Below are 17,869 nucleotides of genomic sequence, written 5' to 3' on the forward strand. Positions count from 1 at the left end.
GCCCTTACTCACTCATTTCCTCTGCCCGAAAAAATCGTTGTACAGCATATAAAGATGCGCTGCGCTCCATGAGAAATTGGGTGCACCCTGCTGCTGGCCGTTAAGCGGATTGTAGTTTTCGCGGATCGGGCCGTCAGTCATCAGCCCGTCGGCGTGATCGAAAAAGGCCTGCGCCATGGTAATGGCGTCATTGCGATAGCCGTATTGCTCCATGCCTTTCAGACCGAAATACAGCTGGTCAACCCAGACGCGGCCGCGCCAGTAAATATCAGCGCCGAACGCAGGATTAGTCAGTGCGGCGGTGCCGAGCGGCACATAGGTGTTAAATTCGCGCACATCTTTCATCACTTTCACCACGGCGTCGGCGTGTGCCTGCGTCGCCGCGCCGTTAAACAACGGTGACCAGCCTTCAGGCCCTTTACCGCGTTCGGCGATGGGTTTGCCGGCACAGCCGTTGGACAGCGGCTTGTCTTCAATCCGTATATCGTAAAAGAAGCCGCTGTGGTCATCGAACATGCAGGTATTTATGTAATCCGCCAGTTTGCTGGCTTTTGTGCGGAAGTCTTGAGCGTCGGTTTTCTTACCCAGGATGTCAGCCATTTCAGCCAGGTACTTGTTGTCGCTGAACATGTAGCTGGCTTCATCGACCGACTCTTGCAGCAGGGAATATCCCAGCAACGTTCCGTCATCCGAACGATTTTCGGCGAATTTAACCTGCCAGTCCTGCTTTTTACCGCCATTTTTAATGTATTTCGCCAGCTGATCCGCATCGATAAAACCGAAAGCCGCCGCATCGTCACGGCCTGACTCCCAGGAAGCGGCAACCTGCGCGGGGATTTCGATACTGTCGTATTTGCCGGATTTCACCACGCGGTCGTAGCTTTCCAGGCCGGATTCGGTCTGCTCTTTCTGCCCTTCCCTGACGGTAAACAGCATTTTCCCGTCAGCGGTATTGTGCGCTTTATCGCGCGTTGCGCCGTATTCCGGCACGCCGTTGTGGTTGTGATCGCGGTTGCGCAGCCACCAGTCGTGATAAGCGACCAGTTTCGGGTACATTTCTGCCAGCCACTGTTTATCGCCGGTCGTTTTATAGACCCCCATCACCGACCATGCCGCCAGACTCGGCTTGGTGTTGCGCTCATTCCAGTTGGTACCGTCGCCGCCACGTTCGGGGCCCGGGTTGTAGGCAATCAGGTCAGGCACAAAACCGGCATCCCACGGACGAACCGGGTCGCCGGGCTGGGTCTGAAAGGCAAACACCGCGCGAATATTGTTTTTCGCCACCTCAGGATTGAAATGCGCCATCGCATACGCCTGTTTCCAGGTGTCCCACGGCCAGGTCTGATTACCGGAGAACCAGCGCCCCGTGACCGAAGGCGTCACGGAATCAAATTTCATCGCACCCGCCGCACCGCGCCAGTTGCCGTTCAGGGTTTCGATCGCTTTCACCGCCACGCGCTCCTGCGCCGCCGTCGCGTGAGGATTGGTCAGCCCTTTATTGAGATAACCTTCCCAGCGCTTCTCCGAGGCAGCGAGATAGGTTTGCGGATGTGCCAGAATGTCGGCGATTTTCGGCTGTTCCCGCTGTACTTCGGCGGCAGTCAGCAAATGCGAATAGGTAGTGTAAATCGTGGTGGAACCGGCGATTTTGGCCTTCGCGGTAAACTGATGGCCTTGCGCGATAGTCTGCGCCGGCAGCGATTTATGGATCTGATATTCCGACTCACCGGACGTCATCAGGCTGGAAGCCGCACGCACCTTGCCGAAAGTCACTTTCAGGCCATCGGCGGTCGGGATGATTTTTCGGGTATAACCCGGGTACTCCTGTTCGATGGTTTTATCCGACTGCGGTTTTCCTTCCTGAGCATGAAGTTTTTCCAGCAGCTCGCCATCCCAGACCAGCTCCAGCGGCGTTTCGGTGGTGATTTTGGTTTCCAGCAGCGAGGTGCGGTTAGTGACAAACCGCAGCGTCAGAACGACATGGATTCCGGGCGCGGTCAGCGTCTGAATTAATGCGCCGGGAATGCTGTAAGCGGTCATGCTCAGCGCGACTTTTTTGCCGTCTTTTAAGAGTGTCAGGCGGTCAAAATTATCAGCCATAAAGTTGATGTACTCTTCCGTCAGCAGCGCCGGACCGGGGAATCCGCCAGCCGCTTCCGCGCTGGCCGGTAATAAATGCCCGTGCCACGCACCGTCATCAAATAAAGGATTAAAACGCTGATGCTCGTCGAAATCATAATCGAGCATATATTGCGGCGCACCGGTGCGGTTAATCACATTTTTATATTCACCGGCGCGCAGGGTATTCGCGTTTTCGGCCAAAACGTTGCCGGAAATAAATAATGTTGCGGCAATAAATAAAGCAACAGGTTTAATCTTGCTGACGGTTTTCATTATGATTTTCCCCAATAGAAATATTGCATCAGAAATATGGAATTGCTGGCACCGGTATTGTCGTTGCTCATATAGAATTTACTGTCCAGCGCCGTGGCGAACCGGCCACCGTAATATTCGTACCAGATACCGGCTTGTGCGTAGGATGTCGTGGTGTCCGATGCGTTATCTAAATGGTGTTCGGCGTAACTGTAGGCGGTGGAGAAATAGAGGCCGGATACCGCTTCAACCATGGCGCTGACCATCACGCCCGATTCGCTCCCCGGATGATTGCCGTCGCCTTTTCCGGTGTGATGCCAGACGCGCCCGGCCAGGTTTTTGCCCTGCAATCCGGCGAGAAATAATTGCCCGGTGCCGTCGGTAAGTTCGAGGCCGTTGAGCAGCGTCAGCCCTTCCGTCAGGTCATATTGCGTATAGCCGTTGACCATCGCGCGGTATGTGTATTTATCTGAATAGCGGTCATATTTTCCGAAATGCAGCAACGCGGTACTTTCATTCACGCGGCTTTCCGGGGCGGCAGTCACGCTGTAGCGGAATTTTCCGGTGAGATTCTGGATTTTTGCCGCCTGCGTCAAATCGCGCGTATTGGGGATCACGTAACCGTATTCCGGCGTGAAATCGCCCCACCATTGCAGGTCGTCCAGCGAAGAATCGTTGCGCATACTGAGGATCATTTCGGTGCCGTTATCCGTGCGGTAACCGCCATAAAAACGGTTCAGACCGCCTTCAAATCCGCCCCAGCTGTGGTCCGGCACCCAGGCGTTTCCGTGATGATCGGCCTGCACCGTCCAGCCTTCGCCATAAATAAGCCCGAACCAGTTGCCGTGTTTTATTTCCAGACCGCCTTCGATATAGGTGCCGTCGCTGTATTTATGCTGGTCTTTACCGTTCAAATATACGCTGCCACCGCCGCCCATTTCGCCATAAAATCGGTAGGCAGTGTTATTGGCGCTTTGTGGTGTTATTTCCGGAGGCGGTAAAACATTATGTTCAGCGGGCACGACAGATTCCTGCGCCCATGAACTCATTGGCGAGGCGAATAATAAAATCATGAACATTTTGTGGAATGATATTTTCTTCATGGTATGCGCTTCACTTAAGGTGAGTATTTAGAATTCAGAGGAACTGAGCTAAAAAGTAAAAACGCAGTCTAGTAAATATTTTACTAAATCATACTTAAATATCGGTAAAGCGTTAACCCTGTCACATTGAGATTTTGGGGCTTACGCATCCGGGGCTGGTGTACATAAGCCGCTGATCACATTAAGCTACGGCTTTGGTTTACCTGATTATGAGACGCTGATGGCTACTTTGAAGGAAATCGCTGAGGCCGCGAACGTATCCGTTGCGACGGTTTCACGTGTGCTAAATGACGACCCGAGCCTGAGCGTGAAAGCGCAAACCCGGCAGAAGATTTTAGAAGCGGCAGAACGCCTGGAATATAAACTGTCGCCGTCCAAACGTAACGCCACGCACCGGATGACCTTCGCCGCGCTTTTCACCTACCGGCAGGGGCTGGAAATCGACGATCCTTACTACCTTTCCATGCGCTATGGCATTGAAACACAGTGCGAAAAACTCGGCATCACCCTGATTTCCGGCTATGACTTCACCGGCGATAAACCACTGCCTGCCGCCGACGGTTTTCTGGTTATCGGCCAGCCGCAAACGGCGCTGCACACCCAGCTCAGTCAGCAATCCAGCCCGGTGGTTTTCATTGATGGCGTGATGGAAGACGCACAGTTTGACTGCGTGAACGTCGATCTCTTTAAGATCAGCCAGAAAGTGATCGACTTCTTTATTGACCAGGGCTATTCACGGATCGGTTTTATCGGCGGGCGCGATCTCCCGGAATTTGCCGACCAGCGGGAACAGGCTTTTGTAGAATATGGCCGCCTGAAAAACGTCGTGCAGCCGCAGGATATTTACTACGGCGATTTCACCAGCCAGTCCGGCTACCAGTGCGCGAAGAAAATGTTGCAGGAGAATACGCCGTTTCCTCCGGCGCTGCTGATCGCCACCGACACCATAGCGTTGGGCGTTACCCGCGCGCTGCTGGAACACGGCGTGAAAATCCCGCAGCAAATCGCGCTGATCAGCGTCAACGACATCCCGACCGCGCGTTTTGTTTTTCCTTCTTTATCAACAGTTCGTATTCATTCCGAAACTATGGGCGCGCAGGCCGTTAACCTGCTGACCGAACGTCTGCGTGATGAACGCAACGTCCCGCTTGCCGTGTTTGTGCCCAGCTCTCTCCAGCTGCGCGACACCACCCGTCGCTAGAGTCCCCGGCCTTAAAAAGGATCATCAGTCGCAGTGAAAATTAACTGCATGATCCTTCTGCGTATTTTTTAATTTTTGTGATCCTCTGAACAATCGGTAAATGTTTTTAGTTATTTTTACTAAATATTTACTATCTTATTTCCCATAGAAACACGTCTCAGGAGAGTTCACGTGAATAATTGGGAAAACATCGACAAGCAGTCAGAAAACCGTTTACCGCCGCGTGCCAGCTTTTTCAGCTATGAAAATGCGCAGCAGGCACTGAGCTTTGACCGCGCGGCCAGTCAGCATTTTCAGTTGCTCAGCGGCCGCTGGCAGTTTCGTTATTTTAAGCACCCGGCTTTAGTCCCGGACGAATTTTATAATCAACCGATGGCAGAATGGGGCGATATCACCGTCCCCGGCATGTGGCAGATGGAAGGCCACGGCCAGTTGCAATACACCGATGAGGGTTTCCCCTTCCCAATCAACATTCCTTTTGTTCCAACCAATAACCCGACCGGCGCATACCAGCGGAAATTTCATCTCGATGCTGCGTGGGAAAATGCGCAAACCCTCATAAAATTCGACGGCGTCGAAACCTACTTTGAAGTGTATGTGAACGGCCATTACGTTGGGTTCAGCAAAGGCAGCCGCCTGTGCGCGGAGTTTGATATCAGCGCTTTTGTGCAGGAGGGCGAAAACCTGTTGTCGGTGCGCGTGTTGCAATGGGCGGATTCTACCTATATCGAAGATCAGGATATGTGGTGGATGGCCGGGATTTTCCGCGATGTATATCTGACTGGCCGGGATCCTGTTCATCTCAACGATTTCACCGTGGTGACAGCGTTTGACGATAACTACTGCGACGCCGTGCTTAACATTGATGCCGATCTGTGTAATTTGCACGAGCCAGTCAGCGGCTATCGTCTGCACGCCCAGTTATTCGACGGTGGCATCTGTGTGGCGCAATTGTCAGCAGATAACCTGACTATTGGCGATAAAACGCGCTGTCGCCTGGACATTCCTCTCAGCCAGCCACGCCAGTGGAGCGCCGAACATCCTGCGTTATATCAGCTGCTTTTGACGCTGTACGACGAGGCGGGGAACGTGATTTCCGTGGTGCCGCAGCGCGTGGGTTTTCGGGATATCTGCGTGCGCGACGGGTTGTTTTATGTCAACGGGCGCTACCTCAAACTGCACGGCGTAAACCGTCACGATCACGATCATCGCAAAGGCCGGGCGGTCGATATGGCGCGGGTTGAGCGCGATATCATTCTGATGAAACAGCACAACATCAATTCGGTACGCACCGCGCATTACCCGAACGATCCGCGCTTTTATGAATTGTGCGACATCTACGGTTTATTCGTGATGGCCGAAACCGATCTGGAAAGCCACGGTTTCGCGAACGTCGGCGATCTGAGCCGCATTACCGACGATCCGCGCTGGGAACACGCCTATGTGGAACGTATCGGGCGTCACGTGATGGCGCAGAAAAATCACCCGTCCATCATTATATGGTCGCTCGGCAACGAATCCGGCTATGGCTGTAACATCCGCGCGATGGCTGCGCGCTGCAAAGCCCTTGATCCGACCCGTCTGGTTCACTACGAAGAAGACCGTGACGCAGAAGTCACCGACGTCATCAGCACCATGTATTCCCGTGTGCAAATGATGAATGCATTCGGCGAATACCCGCACGCCAAACCGCGCATCCTCTGTGAATACGCCCACGCAATGGGCAACGGCCCCGGCGGATTAGCGGAATATCAGGCCGTCATGAACCGCCATGCCAGCCTTCAGGGGCATTACATCTGGGAATGGTGCGATCATGGCCTGCTGGAAACCGGTGAAAACGGTCAGTCGCGTTACGCCTACGGCGGCGATTACGGCGATTATCCGAACAACTACAACTTCTGCATGGACGGCCTGATTTATCCGGATCAGACTCCCGGCCCCGGCCTGCGCGAATACAAACAGGTGTTGTGCCCGGTGGAAATCAGCCACGCCGGCAATACGCTGCGGGTCAAAAACCGTTACTGGTTCAGCTCACTGGAAGACATCACGCTGACGCTCACCGTGCAGGTAGCAGGTCGCGGTCTGGAAGACCATCAAATCGCCCTGCCGCATCTGCAATCCGGCGAAAGCGAAACGGTTCCGCTGCCGGAATTCACTGACAACGGGCAGGAAACCTTCCTGAATATCCGCATCAGCAAAAACAGCCCGACCGCTTACAGCGAAGCGAATCATCCGCTCGGCCATTACCAGGTGCTGTTGCAGGCAGCTCAGCCGCTGGAAACGTTGCCTGACCTTAAAGCCACCGGAGCGCTGATCTGCGACGAGCAAAAACATCAGTTGATCGTTCGCGGCGAAAACTTCCGTCTCGAATTTTCCCGTCTCGACGGCGAACTGAAATCCTGGCAGGCGGACGGCGTTGAGATCACCGGCCGCGCGCCGAAACTCAATTTCTTCAAGCCGGTTATCGACAACCATAAACAGGAGTTCGAGGGCCTGTGGCAGCCCAACCATCTGCAAATCATGCAGCAACATTTCCGCTCACTGAGCTGGAAAAATCAAAATAGCGACGTAGTGATTGAAGTTCACAGCATCATTGCACCGCCGGTCTTTGATTTCGGGATGCGCTGCGTTTACCGCTGGCAGATAACGCCTCAGGGCGCGGTGAGCCTCGATTTATCCGGCACACCCTACGGTCATTTCGATGCAATTATCCCGAAGATCGGCCTCGATTTTGGCGTCAGCCGCCGCTTCACGCAGGTGGAATATTACGGGCGCGGACCGGGTGAAAACTATCCGGACAGCCGCCAGGCCAACCTGATCGGCCATTATCAGCAGCCGGTCAGCCGCTTATTTGAAAATTATCCGATGCCGCAGGACAACGGTAACCGGCAGGATATCCGCTGGCTGAGCCTTCGCGATGACGCGGGAAAAGGGATTTTCATTCAGCCACGCCAGCCGCTCAATTTCAGCCTGTGGCCGTACAGTTCGCAGATGCTGCAACAGGCGCAGCACATCGACGAACTCACGCAGGACAGCTGCCTGACGCTCAATCTCGATCACCAGATTATGGGGCTCGGCTCGAACTCGTGGGGCTCGGAAGTGCTCGATTCCTACCGCGTGTATTTCACGGCATTTCGCTACGGCTTCACGATGCTGCCATTCCGCCAGCAGGACAACGACAGCCTGAGTCTCGCGCAATTCAGCATCCAGCCGCAGGAGGCAAACTGATGATTATTCTCGGGTCTTTGGCTGAATTTCAGCAGCTTTATCATACAGGGAAAAAATGGCAGCGCTGTATGGAAGCCATTAATAATATTGAAAAAATCCACTCCGGCGTCTTTCACTCCATCGGGGATTCGCTGGTGTACCGGTTAGCGTCCGGCGCAGAGTTTCAGCGTGAAGAATTCGAAGGTCACCGCCGGTATTTCGACGTGCATTACTACCTCGAAGGCGCAGAAGAAATCGAGTTTGCTGCCAAATCTGCCCTGCATTGCATTTCGCCTTATGACGATGAAACGGATCGCGAATTTTTTAGCGGTCAGGGTGAAACGGTAAAGGTGAATAAAGGCCGCGTGGTCATTTTTGAAAACCACGAAGCCTGCCGGTTCAGGCCGGAAAAAGACGTCAAAAAAGTCATATTAAAAGTGACCGTCGAAGAGAGTTATTTCGTTAATAAATAATAAAAAAACAAGAACCACTTACCCTACAAACATCGCAGTTGGAGAGTATTTATGGCCGGGTCCAGTCGAAATACCATAGGCAAATTTGGATTATTATCCATGACATTTGCCGCCGTGTTTAGCTTCAATAACGTCATCAACAATAACATCCAGTTAGGCATCGCCTCCGCACCGGTATTTCTGGTGGCGACGATCATTTACTTTATTCCGTTCTGTCTGATCATCGCCGAGTTTGTCTCGCTGAATAAAAACTCGGAAGCCGGAGTTTACGCCTGGGTAAAAAGCGCACTCGGCGGACGCTGGGCATTTATGACCGCGTACACTTACTGGTTCGTGAATTTGTTCTTCTTCACGGCATTACTTCCGCGCGTCATTGCCTATGCGTCGTACGCTTTTTTAGGGCACGACTATATCTTCACGCCAATCACCACAGCAATTATCAGCATCTGTCTGTTCGCCTTCTCGACATTAATTTCCAACAGCGGCGCGAAATTACTCGGTCCGATGACGTCGGTAACATCCACATTAATGTTGCTGCTGACGTTCTCTTATATTGTGCTGGCAGGCGCGGCATTAATGGGCGGCGTGGAACCGGCGAATCCGATTAACGTGGAGGCCATGACGCCGCACTTTAACTGGGCATTCTTAGGCATTATCGCGTGGATATTCCAGGCGGCAGGCGGAGCAGAATCCGTGGCAGTTTATGTGAATGACGTCAAAGGCGGCAGCCGGTCGTTTGTGAAAGTCATTATCATTTCCGGGCTGGTGATTGGCGTGCTTTATTCCATCGCGTCATTGTTGATTAACGTTTTTGTGGCACAGTCCGCACTGCATTTCACCGGCGGTACGGTACAGGTTTTTGAAGGATTATCGGCGCACTTTGGTTTACCGGCCGTCCTGATGAACCGTTTTGTCGGCGTGGTTTCTTTCACCGCCATGTTTGGATCACTGCTGATGTGGACGGCCGCGCCGGTGAAAATCTTCTTTACTGAAATTCCTAAGGGGATTTTTGGCGAGAAAACCATTCGACTGAATAAACATGGCGTTCCGACACGTGCGGCGTGGATACAGTTTTTAATCGTCATCCCGCTGATGTTAATTCCAACGTTAGGCTCCAACAGCGTGCAGGAACTCATGAATACGCTGATCAACATGACTGCCGCAGCGTCCATGCTTCCGCCGCTGTTTATTATGCTGGCATACCTGAACCTGCGGCTGAAATACGACAACGTCGAACGCGATTTCAAAATGGGTTCCAGAATGCAGGGCATCACCATCGTCAGCACGCTGATTGTGATTTTCACCGTCGGATTTATCGCTTCAACCTTCCCGACCGGTGCCAGCATTATTACCATCGTGTTTTATAACGTCGGCGGGCTGGTACTTTTCCTCGGCTATGCGTGGTGGAAATACAACAAATATTCCAAAGGACTGGATGATAAAACGCGTTATCACGAAGACACGCCGCTGGCGAGAATAGTGCTGGAATCACAGAACGAAACGGCGCGTGTGAAAGCAGCAAATATCGCAAAACCATTGTCAGGCATGTAGATCGGAATTATGGGCATAAAAAAAACCGCCTGTGAAAAAGGCGGTTTTTGTTTTTCTGAAATCCGAACTTACAGTGCGATATCCGCAGGCTTTTTCGGTTCTTCTTTGGCTTCGGCTTCAAGCGGGCGCAACTGAATCACTTCGGCAACCGGCGTCGTTTTCATTGACGGGGTTTCCAGTTCGAGAATGCGGCTGGTTTCCAGCAGCTCTTTCTCGGTCGCTTCCACGTTACCATTCAGTTTTGTGCCGTAGGATGGAATGATTTCGCGGAATTTCGCCTGCCATTCAGCACTGGCGGCCCGCTCTTTGAAGACCGTTTCCAGCAATTTCATCATGATAGGCGCTGCCGTGGACGCGCCCGGAGAGGCCCCCAGCAATGCCGCAATACTGCCGTCTTTCGCACTGACCACTTCCGTGCCCAGACGCAAAACGCCGCCGTGCTTGCCATCTTTTTTAATGACCTGCACACGTTGTCCGGCGACCCAGCGTTTCCAGTCTTTCTGCTCGGCCTGCGGGAAGAATTCCTTCAGTGCGGCATGACGGTCTTCATCACTGAGCATCACCTGCCCGACCAGATATTTTACCAGGTCGAAGTTGCCCATGCCCACGTGAGTCATCGGCAACAGGTTGGAACTGTTCACACTGCCGAACAGATCCCACAGGGAGCCGTTTTTCAGGAACTTGCTGGAGAAGGTAGCAAACGGCCCGAACAGCAGAACCTGTTTGCCATCGATAATGCGGGTGTCGAGATGCGGAACGGACATCGGCGGCGCGCCCACGGCGGCTTTGCCGTAAACCTTAGCCAGATGACGTTTCACAACGTCCTGATTTTCAGTCACCAGGAATTCACCGCCGACCGGGAAACCGCCGTATTCACGCGCTTCCGGGATGCCGGATTTTTGCAGCAATGTCAGCGATGCACCACCCGCGCCGATGAAAACGAATTTCGCATTCACGACGTGGTGTTTGTGACTGTGCTTCAGATCGGTAATGGTGACGCGCCAGGTCTTGTCGCGGTTGCGCTGGATATCGCGCACTTCCTGACCGTTTGCCAGCGTGAAGTTGGATTTTTTCTGTAACGCGTCCACCAGCTGACGGGTCACTTCACCGAAGTTAACGTCCGTGCCTGCCGTGGTGCGTGTCGCAGCGACTTTCTGATTCGGGTCACGGCCATCCATTACGGCCGGGATCCACTGTTTGATTTGTTCCGGGTCTTCCGAATATTCCATCCCGCGGAACAGGGTGCTTTGCTGAAGCGCAGCGAAGCGTTTGCGCAGGAAATCGATGTTTTCATCGCCCCAGACAAAGCTCATGTGCGGCACGCTGTTGATGAATGAGCGCGGGTTATTCAGCACGCCTTTCTGAACCTGATACGCCATGAACTGACGGGAAACCTGGAAGGCTTCGTTGATCGCCACGGCTTTCGTGATATCGACAGAGCCGTCGGGCATCACCGGGGTGTAATTCATTTCTGCCAGCGCCGCATGACCGGTGCCCGCATTGTTCCAGCCGTTGGAGCTTTCCTGTGCCACGCTATCCATGCGTTCGATCATGTGGATCGACCAGTCCGGCTCGAGTTCCTGGAGATACGTCCCCAGCGTTGCACTCATAATTCCGCCGCCGACCAGCAATACATCAACGGATTTTTCGTCTTCTGCGGCCGCAGGCTCGCTGGCACCCAGTGAGTCACGGTTGAGAAGCATACCAAGTATCTTTCTCATGACGTCTGTTTCTCTAAATGTTCAGTTCTGTTTTGTTAAGACTATCGAACAAGAAATTAGCAAAAAAACACGCGGGATCGTTACTGAAACTTCATTTTTTCAAATGATGGCTACGAATATAACATTATCACTACAAAATTTAAAAAAGGATTTAACGTTTCAAAAAAACGGCAGCTGATGATGTGATCTCCCTCACAGCCCGCAGCCCGCAGCCCGCCAAGGTTTTTTCAAGGTTTGAAGAGCTTTTGGGGTTATGCCACGTAAACATTTGAAGTTCGGCAAAAGCTACATTAGCGATCAGCAGAAAGTCGGCAGTCTGGCCGGGAGGGGCTGCGGCCTACAGAACGTTTATGCCGACAAAAGGCTCGATTGAGCAGAGGCACAAGCCGAATGCCCAACGGTGAAGTGCGGAATAGAGTCAACCCAAATACCGTGTCTCGCCATCATGTCTTCCTGATTACGCAGGCCCGGGGAACAAGTCAGACACCAGCAAACGCATTGGGTAATAGTGCGACGGGATAATGCAGAAGACAGAAGTATTTCCGGAGCAAGCTCATAGTCAGGTAACATCACAGAAAAAAACAGGATGCTACCTGGTGCAACCTTGATGTGCCAAAACCACAAGTTGCTTGCTGTACTTGAAATCGGTGTGGATCATGCCCCCTGTATCTGCATTTATATGCTCAAGACTAAGGAGGAATTTTCTATCGTACAAATATTATATAAGCGACTATAATAAAAGTAATTTGAATTTCATAAATTAAATTATTAACCAGCCATTTAACAACATATATTTGTCCAAATCTGTAACACCACCCACGCAAACTGGATTTCCCGTTGATTCCAGCATAGGGATAACAGAAAAATCGTCACCATAGGATGAAAATATTTTAGGGTCAGTATTAAATTTATTACAAGAATTTAATACTGAAAATACATCAAGCCATTATTTTGTACCAACAACCAGAAAACCTATAAAGGATGCAAAGAAAAGACCTTTTTCATTTTTGATAACTAACTCTTCCCACCAGGCCTGCTCAGCTTTAGAAAGATGAGCCATATCTTCTTGTCCCAAAATCATAGACCGTAATACGCCGAGGGTTAAATTCACACTGATGGCTTCAACGGATACATTAACGAGCCCATGATTCAAAAACCTTCCAAATAACTGGCGTCCGCTCCAATTATTTTTAGCTTTATTAGATAGCCTCTCTACTATTTCTCTGGTAAGTTTTACATCTGAGTGATCAATTAATAGCCCATCAAAATCATGGTCGAAGATAGCAACTTTACCATTAGGCTTAACAACCCTAATAAGTTCTGACAGTGTGGTATCAATGCTATCACAATGCATTAGTACTAACTTTGCACGAGCGGCATCAAATCTATTATCATCAAAATGAAGATGCTTACCGTCACCTTTTTCAAATCTAATACGAGAACCCTCTATTATCCGACTATTTGCTTCAGCAATCATAGCTTCACTTAAATCGACCCCGATGATCTCAGTTACGTCTGGATAAATAGACAGTAAATAGCGAACGTCATTCCCTGTCCCACACCCTAACTCAATAATGCTTTTATAATCCAGTGGCTCCAGCACTTCAGCTAATTTGCGATTGATTATTTCGTGATCAGGCAGACAATTTGCCTCATCCATAAAGTTAATAAACCACTTAGGATCATGGGTCATATCAACAGACGTAAATTTCCCTACAGAATCTATAGTATTTTTAACAGCTTTAGAAATAGCCATAATTGAATCCTTTCTGTTTTTAAATTAAAAAATGATAATATAATAACCAGACTATTGTTTTTTACTTCTTGAACGCTCTTCTTCCAGACGAAGATCTTGTGCTTTATAGTCAAGTGAAGCCCGTTTAACTGCTTCCTCCATTGACATTACTGGATGCAGATTTAAATGGTCAGATATATCCTTAACTCTTTTCTCTACACTACCACTTACAATATAGTATGGAGTTCCTATTTCATTTAATACTTCAATTAAACGCTTGTCGACCAAATCGCGGAAATCAGTGTTCATGGGGCGATGACCGTCTTCTGTAAGAGGTAACTCATGTGTAAGGTGGAAGAAAACGTCATATGTATTTGCTACATGGAGTTTTAGAGAACGACTAAATTCTTTTAACATTCTAGCAAAGAAGGAAATATCATTTTCATACTTTGCGATATCTAAACTACCTACTGATGGATTGATTCCGTAAACTAACCTTGCTTCACCATACAACAACTCCTGTAAGGAAGACCCATCTGATACATAGTTATTACCCATTTTAATTTCCGATTTTAGTCGGCCTATATGGCGAGCAATCATTAGATGAAGAAACTCTTCGGGAGTTACTTCAGAGAGACGTTTACCAGGCATCAGTCCTGGCATGATTTCTCTTATGGCTTTTGAAAGAAGGCGGGGAACTCCTGTATAGTAAGCCAGCACCATCGCCGTAAAAGTTTTACCAGAAGAGTAAGTACCCGACATAGCAATTTTCATATTTTCACCCAGTATATATTTATATCAAATTTTTATTGGAGGCAGAGCATGTGCAAATGTTATTTTGGCTTTTTTATTTCCAAGTGTTCCTAACACTTCGGCATTACGCCACTGCTTTCCATTTAATTCAATTATTTGACTTTTTGATATTAATGCTGTGACTTTATCATGATTTTTAATTTCTCCAGCATCTTCTGAGAAATGGGTTCTAATCATCCACAGCGTGGAGGTCTCACTGCGAGATAGTCCATCTAAAGAATATAGAAGGATTTGAGCAAGCTGTGCACAAGTAACAAATACATCTATATAGCTAACTTTTTCAGGAGTAATGGCTTGAGATTCTTCTTTACTAAGGATAAATTCGACCTGTGCATCTGCCGTCAGATTAGCCATATCTAAACAAACTGCAGAAAGGGTATGTTTTTGTTCTTTATACCCGAGGCCATAGTAACGTTTTTTTATATTTGAATTATCCAAAATATTAATTTCTAACTTATTATTCTCCTTTCCGCAGGATGGGTGTTCAATTTGACAGACTGCCCGCATCAAACCTACTCGGCATTCATATGTAGATACTTTTCTTGAGGAATCATCAGCTTTTTCTACACTACGCCGTAACACAAGCGAAACAGGGATATCGTTCAGATCTTCCTGTGGTTTTGTACCAGCATGGATAGCAATCTCATTAACATGATTAGTATCCAGATCATCCATACTGAGACCTAAATGAAATGAAAGATGTGTTTCTACCATTTGAATAGCAAGGACGAGCATATCAACAGTACTTAAATGCGGAGTAACGTCCATACCTGCATTTTTAACTGACCAGTTCGACGGGTAAAAAAGTGAAACGGTTGCTTCTAAGCAACAATTATTTTCTCTTGGTTCAGGAAATGTCAGATTGGATACTTTATGCTCTGAACATCGGTAGCCTGAGGAAAAAAAACGATTCTCCGAGGGACCAAGTATTTCATCGACAGAAGAAAACTTTTTTTTAGAATTCATATCTTATCCTAACAGAAGTGACTTTTCATTTTTTGTAAATATATCAATAATATCGGAAATACAATGAATATCTGATAGTAATGAGTTACCCTCACCCAAAGGATCAAATCCAAATAGCATTTCCAACTCGATAAAAAGCATTGCGAGGCTTAAAGAATCAAGTCCAACCTCATCAAAATTAGCTTTAATATCTATATCCACTACGTCAACCGTTATCAATTCTGAAACTTTGTTGAGAACGCCATATTCAATTTTTTCTTGATTTAGCATATTAGACCTCCATCCACGACTATTGATTGACCTGTTATAAAGCTCCCATGCGGTGAGATAAGAAATGACAACACATTTAGGATGTCTTTAAGTTCTGCATATCTTCCCAGAGGGGTGCGTTTAGCAATTTTCTCACGATTAATATCAGATACATTCTCTGAAAGCTTCGAGTCAAAAAGACCTGGGACAATAGAATTAACACGAATATTTAGCTTTCCCATTTCTCCGGCGAGACTTCGTGTAAAACCATCAAGCCCAGCTTTAGTTGCAGAATACACAGCAGTTCCGCGATAACCTCGGATCGCTCCTACAGAGGAAATATTTATAATACTACCGCTGGTTTTCTGTTTAGCCATTACACGCACACATGCTCTGGTGAGTTTGATGGGGCCAAGTAAATTTACCAACACCATTTCATCAATAGCTTCAAGAGATGTACTTAAAAAAAGGCCTTGATATAAAACAGCACTATTATTTACCAGAAGATTTATTCCACCAAACCGAACAACTACCGACTTTATGAAAATAGACAACTCCCTTGGGTCTTTTAAATCAAGTTCATACCAATAAAATTGGTCAGGATATTTATTCTGATATTGGGAAATAAACCCGTTCTCATGTCTGCTGAATGTTGCAACTTTCCACCCTTCCAAAATCAACTTTTCCACAATCGCTTTTCCAAGACCACGACTGCCGCCACTAACAATTGCAACTTGTGCAGAAATCATGTTCATACGATTGTTCCAGACCTGATCATTTTAAACCGTTCTGAGTGGAGATCAGATTGGGTAACCTCAATCACAACAGGAATTTTAAAAGGAGCTAAGTGCGTCTTGCAATGCTCTCTCACTCGAACTTTAAACAACCCAATATCTTCGTATTCCACGAGCTGGAAGGTAGCACGTATTACATATCCAGTGATATGACTAGGATAGCCACTAACTCGAACAGCAGCGATATTTGGCATTGTCAAAAGTACATTCTCAACTTCATTTGGATAAACTTTTTCGCCTCCGACATTGATTATTTCTGATTTACGACCGAGAATTTGAACATAATCCCCATCAACAATAACAACATCCTGCGTGTTAAAATAACCATCTGAATCGATAGGTGAATCAGCATTTAGATATCCAAGCATTGCCATATTAGATTTAACCCATAAAATGTTGTCCAATATTTTGTAATCAAATCCACCTCCCCCTAATTTCATCCAAAGAGACCCATTACCCTTCGATTTCGTTGGCATAATCCCTAATTCCGTTAGACCATATGTCTGTTTTAAGCGTACATGAGGCATAGTTATTTTTATAATATCTAACGTACGCTGCGGCATGGGTTCTGTACCATATGTGATTAGCTCTAATGAGCTGGTATTATATTTTTCACAAACGTCAGAGAGTAAAATCATGTTTAGGAAGGTTGGAGTCGTAGGCAGTACTTGCACACGATGATTTTGTATTGCTTCAAAAACTGTTCTGGGGTTTCGTTCCGTTACTGTAACGAGTACCCCTCCATTAGATAGTGTATGAAGTAAAGTATTTATCCCCCCAATGTGATCCAAACTCAGAAAGGCAAGAATTATCTGAGGTCTCTTATTATCGGGATAACGAGCAATCATCTTGTGCACGTCGAGCAAAGATGCTTTGGGGCTCCCTGTTGTTCCTGAACTAAAAAGGACCAGGCCAGCATGATCACTCTCTACAATCTGGTGATAAAGTGGATGTTGCTCTATAGAATGGTTCTGAGCTGCTATTCTCCGCTTTATACTATATGGCGGTAAATGTGTTTCAGTATTAATAAATACCGTCCATTCGACATGTGCTATCTCATAATAGTCAGTTCGTTCTCCTTTAGCGTTCGGAGATAGGGGGATAACAATCACTCCACGTAAAAATAGCGCGAGCATTGCTGTTACCATATCTAAGGAGTATGCACCTTCTAAAGCGGCAACCGAGCCTTGAGTTATACCATAGTTAGAAAATTCAGAATCCCATCGTTGAATACCATCAACAACATTTCGATACGTAAAACACTGGCCATTAATGATGAGGCATTTCGCGTCACCGAGTGTGTGCATAAATTCAATAAATTTCAGATTCATCGGAATCTCCTTTTCCATCCCAATTTACGTGTCAAAGACAAAGGTTAATAATTAGTGCTGTCTAGTTCCCTATTTATCTATTCTAAAACAGAGAGTTCACGCTAATATAAATTCCTATTTTCAGGCATCACCCTTAAGGGTGATGCCTGAAAATAAAATTTAATAGATCTTGAAGGTGTATAGAAATTTTAGTTAGTTTCGAATAGCCATTTTTAATTAATTGCACGCCCGACATAATGGAACGTTGATAGCAATTCTGAATCGCCACGGATAATCTAGACACTTCCGAGCCGTTGATAATACTGCTTTTCATATTCTGTCGGTGACATCTGATTGCTCGAACCATGCCGAC

Annotated in this window: 13 protein-coding genes and 1 pseudogene; 4 read left to right on the forward strand and 10 right to left on the reverse strand. The window is 48.0% G+C overall.

All coding sequences use genetic code 11. From position 1 onward, the window contains the following. Positions 1–12: 12 nt before the first annotated feature. Together ygjK and ygjJ are read right to left on the reverse strand one after the other, a co-directional pair. Complete coding sequence (gene ygjK, locus M2403_RS21330) at positions 13–2,394, reverse strand: alpha-glucosidase (protein ID WP_259230863.1); 2,382 nt, start codon at positions 2,392–2,394, stop codon at positions 13–15. Next, positions 2,394–3,476 (reverse strand): protein YgjJ, encoded by a 1,083-nt coding sequence (gene ygjJ, locus M2403_RS21335; RefSeq protein ID WP_152327614.1) that lies wholly within the window; start codon positions 3,474–3,476, stop codon positions 2,394–2,396. Before ygjJ ends, ygjK begins: the two co-directional genes overlap by 1 nt. 220 nt (positions 3,477–3,696) lie before the next feature. Here ygjJ and ebgR point away from each other — a divergent pair, with 220 nt between their 5' ends. The 4 genes from ebgR (at position 3,697) to M2403_RS21355 (ending at position 9,908) form a co-directional block, all read left to right on the forward strand. Then, on the forward strand, positions 3,697–4,677 hold the full coding sequence (gene ebgR, locus M2403_RS21340; RefSeq protein WP_208950070.1) for a transcriptional regulator EbgR: 981 nt from the start codon (positions 3,697–3,699) through the stop codon (positions 4,675–4,677). Between the two features lie 171 nt (positions 4,678–4,848). Continuing rightward, positions 4,849–7,905, forward strand: a complete 3,057-nt coding sequence (ebgA, locus tag M2403_RS21345; protein WP_217152398.1) for a beta-galactosidase subunit alpha — start codon at positions 4,849–4,851, stop codon at positions 7,903–7,905. Beyond that, entirely contained in the window at positions 7,905–8,357 is a 453-nt protein-coding gene (locus M2403_RS21350; protein WP_208950072.1) for a beta-galactosidase subunit beta, read from the forward strand. The genes ebgA and M2403_RS21350 overlap by 1 nt, the downstream gene beginning before the upstream one ends. Positions 8,358–8,408: 51 nt before the next feature. Next, a complete protein-coding gene (locus tag M2403_RS21355) occupies positions 8,409–9,908 on the forward strand; it encodes an amino acid permease (RefSeq protein ID WP_217152397.1) in 1,500 nt (499 codons plus the stop codon). A gap of 68 nt (positions 9,909–9,976) precedes the next feature. Here M2403_RS21355 and mqo read toward each other — a convergent pair whose 3' ends face one another. The 8 genes and pseudogenes from mqo to M2403_RS21395 all read right to left on the reverse strand — a co-directional run bounded on the left by mqo (position 9,977) and on the right by M2403_RS21395 (position 17,517). After that, on the reverse strand, positions 9,977–11,629 hold the full coding sequence (gene mqo / locus M2403_RS21360; RefSeq protein WP_152327619.1) for a malate dehydrogenase (quinone): 1,653 nt from the start codon (positions 11,627–11,629) through the stop codon (positions 9,977–9,979). A 332-nt stretch (positions 11,630–11,961) separates the two neighbouring features. Next, positions 11,962–12,186: pseudogene (locus tag M2403_RS21365) on the reverse strand (IS6 family transposase); the annotation flags it as partial. Between the two features lie 389 nt (positions 12,187–12,575). Then, positions 12,576–13,385, reverse strand: coding sequence for a methyltransferase domain-containing protein (locus M2403_RS21370; protein ID WP_259230867.1), 810 nt, complete (start codon positions 13,383–13,385; stop codon positions 12,576–12,578). A gap of 51 nt (positions 13,386–13,436) precedes the next feature. Beyond that, entirely contained in the window at positions 13,437–14,138 is a 702-nt protein-coding gene (locus M2403_RS21375) for an ATP-binding protein (protein ID WP_259230869.1), read from the reverse strand. A gap of 24 nt (positions 14,139–14,162) precedes the next feature. Further along, complete coding sequence (locus M2403_RS21380) at positions 14,163–15,143, reverse strand: AvrD family protein (protein WP_259230871.1); 981 nt, start codon at positions 15,141–15,143, stop codon at positions 14,163–14,165. 3 nt (positions 15,144–15,146) lie between these two features. Next, on the reverse strand, positions 15,147–15,413 hold the full coding sequence (locus tag M2403_RS21385; RefSeq protein ID WP_165060849.1) for an acyl carrier protein: 267 nt from the start codon (positions 15,411–15,413) through the stop codon (positions 15,147–15,149). Beyond that, positions 15,407–16,147 (reverse strand): SDR family NAD(P)-dependent oxidoreductase, encoded by a 741-nt coding sequence (locus M2403_RS21390; protein WP_165060846.1) that lies wholly within the window; start codon positions 16,145–16,147, stop codon positions 15,407–15,409. Before M2403_RS21390 ends, M2403_RS21385 begins: the two co-directional genes overlap by 7 nt. Continuing rightward, positions 16,144–17,517, reverse strand: coding sequence for a fatty acid--CoA ligase family protein (locus tag M2403_RS21395; protein ID WP_259230873.1), 1,374 nt, complete (start codon positions 17,515–17,517; stop codon positions 16,144–16,146). Before M2403_RS21395 ends, M2403_RS21390 begins: the two co-directional genes overlap by 4 nt. Positions 17,518–17,869: the final 352 nt, after the last annotated feature.

Origin of the sequence: Rahnella sp. BIGb0603 (assembly GCF_024808755.1) — a bacterium.
GTDB lineage: Bacteria > Pseudomonadota > Gammaproteobacteria > Enterobacterales > Enterobacteriaceae > Rahnella > Rahnella contaminans.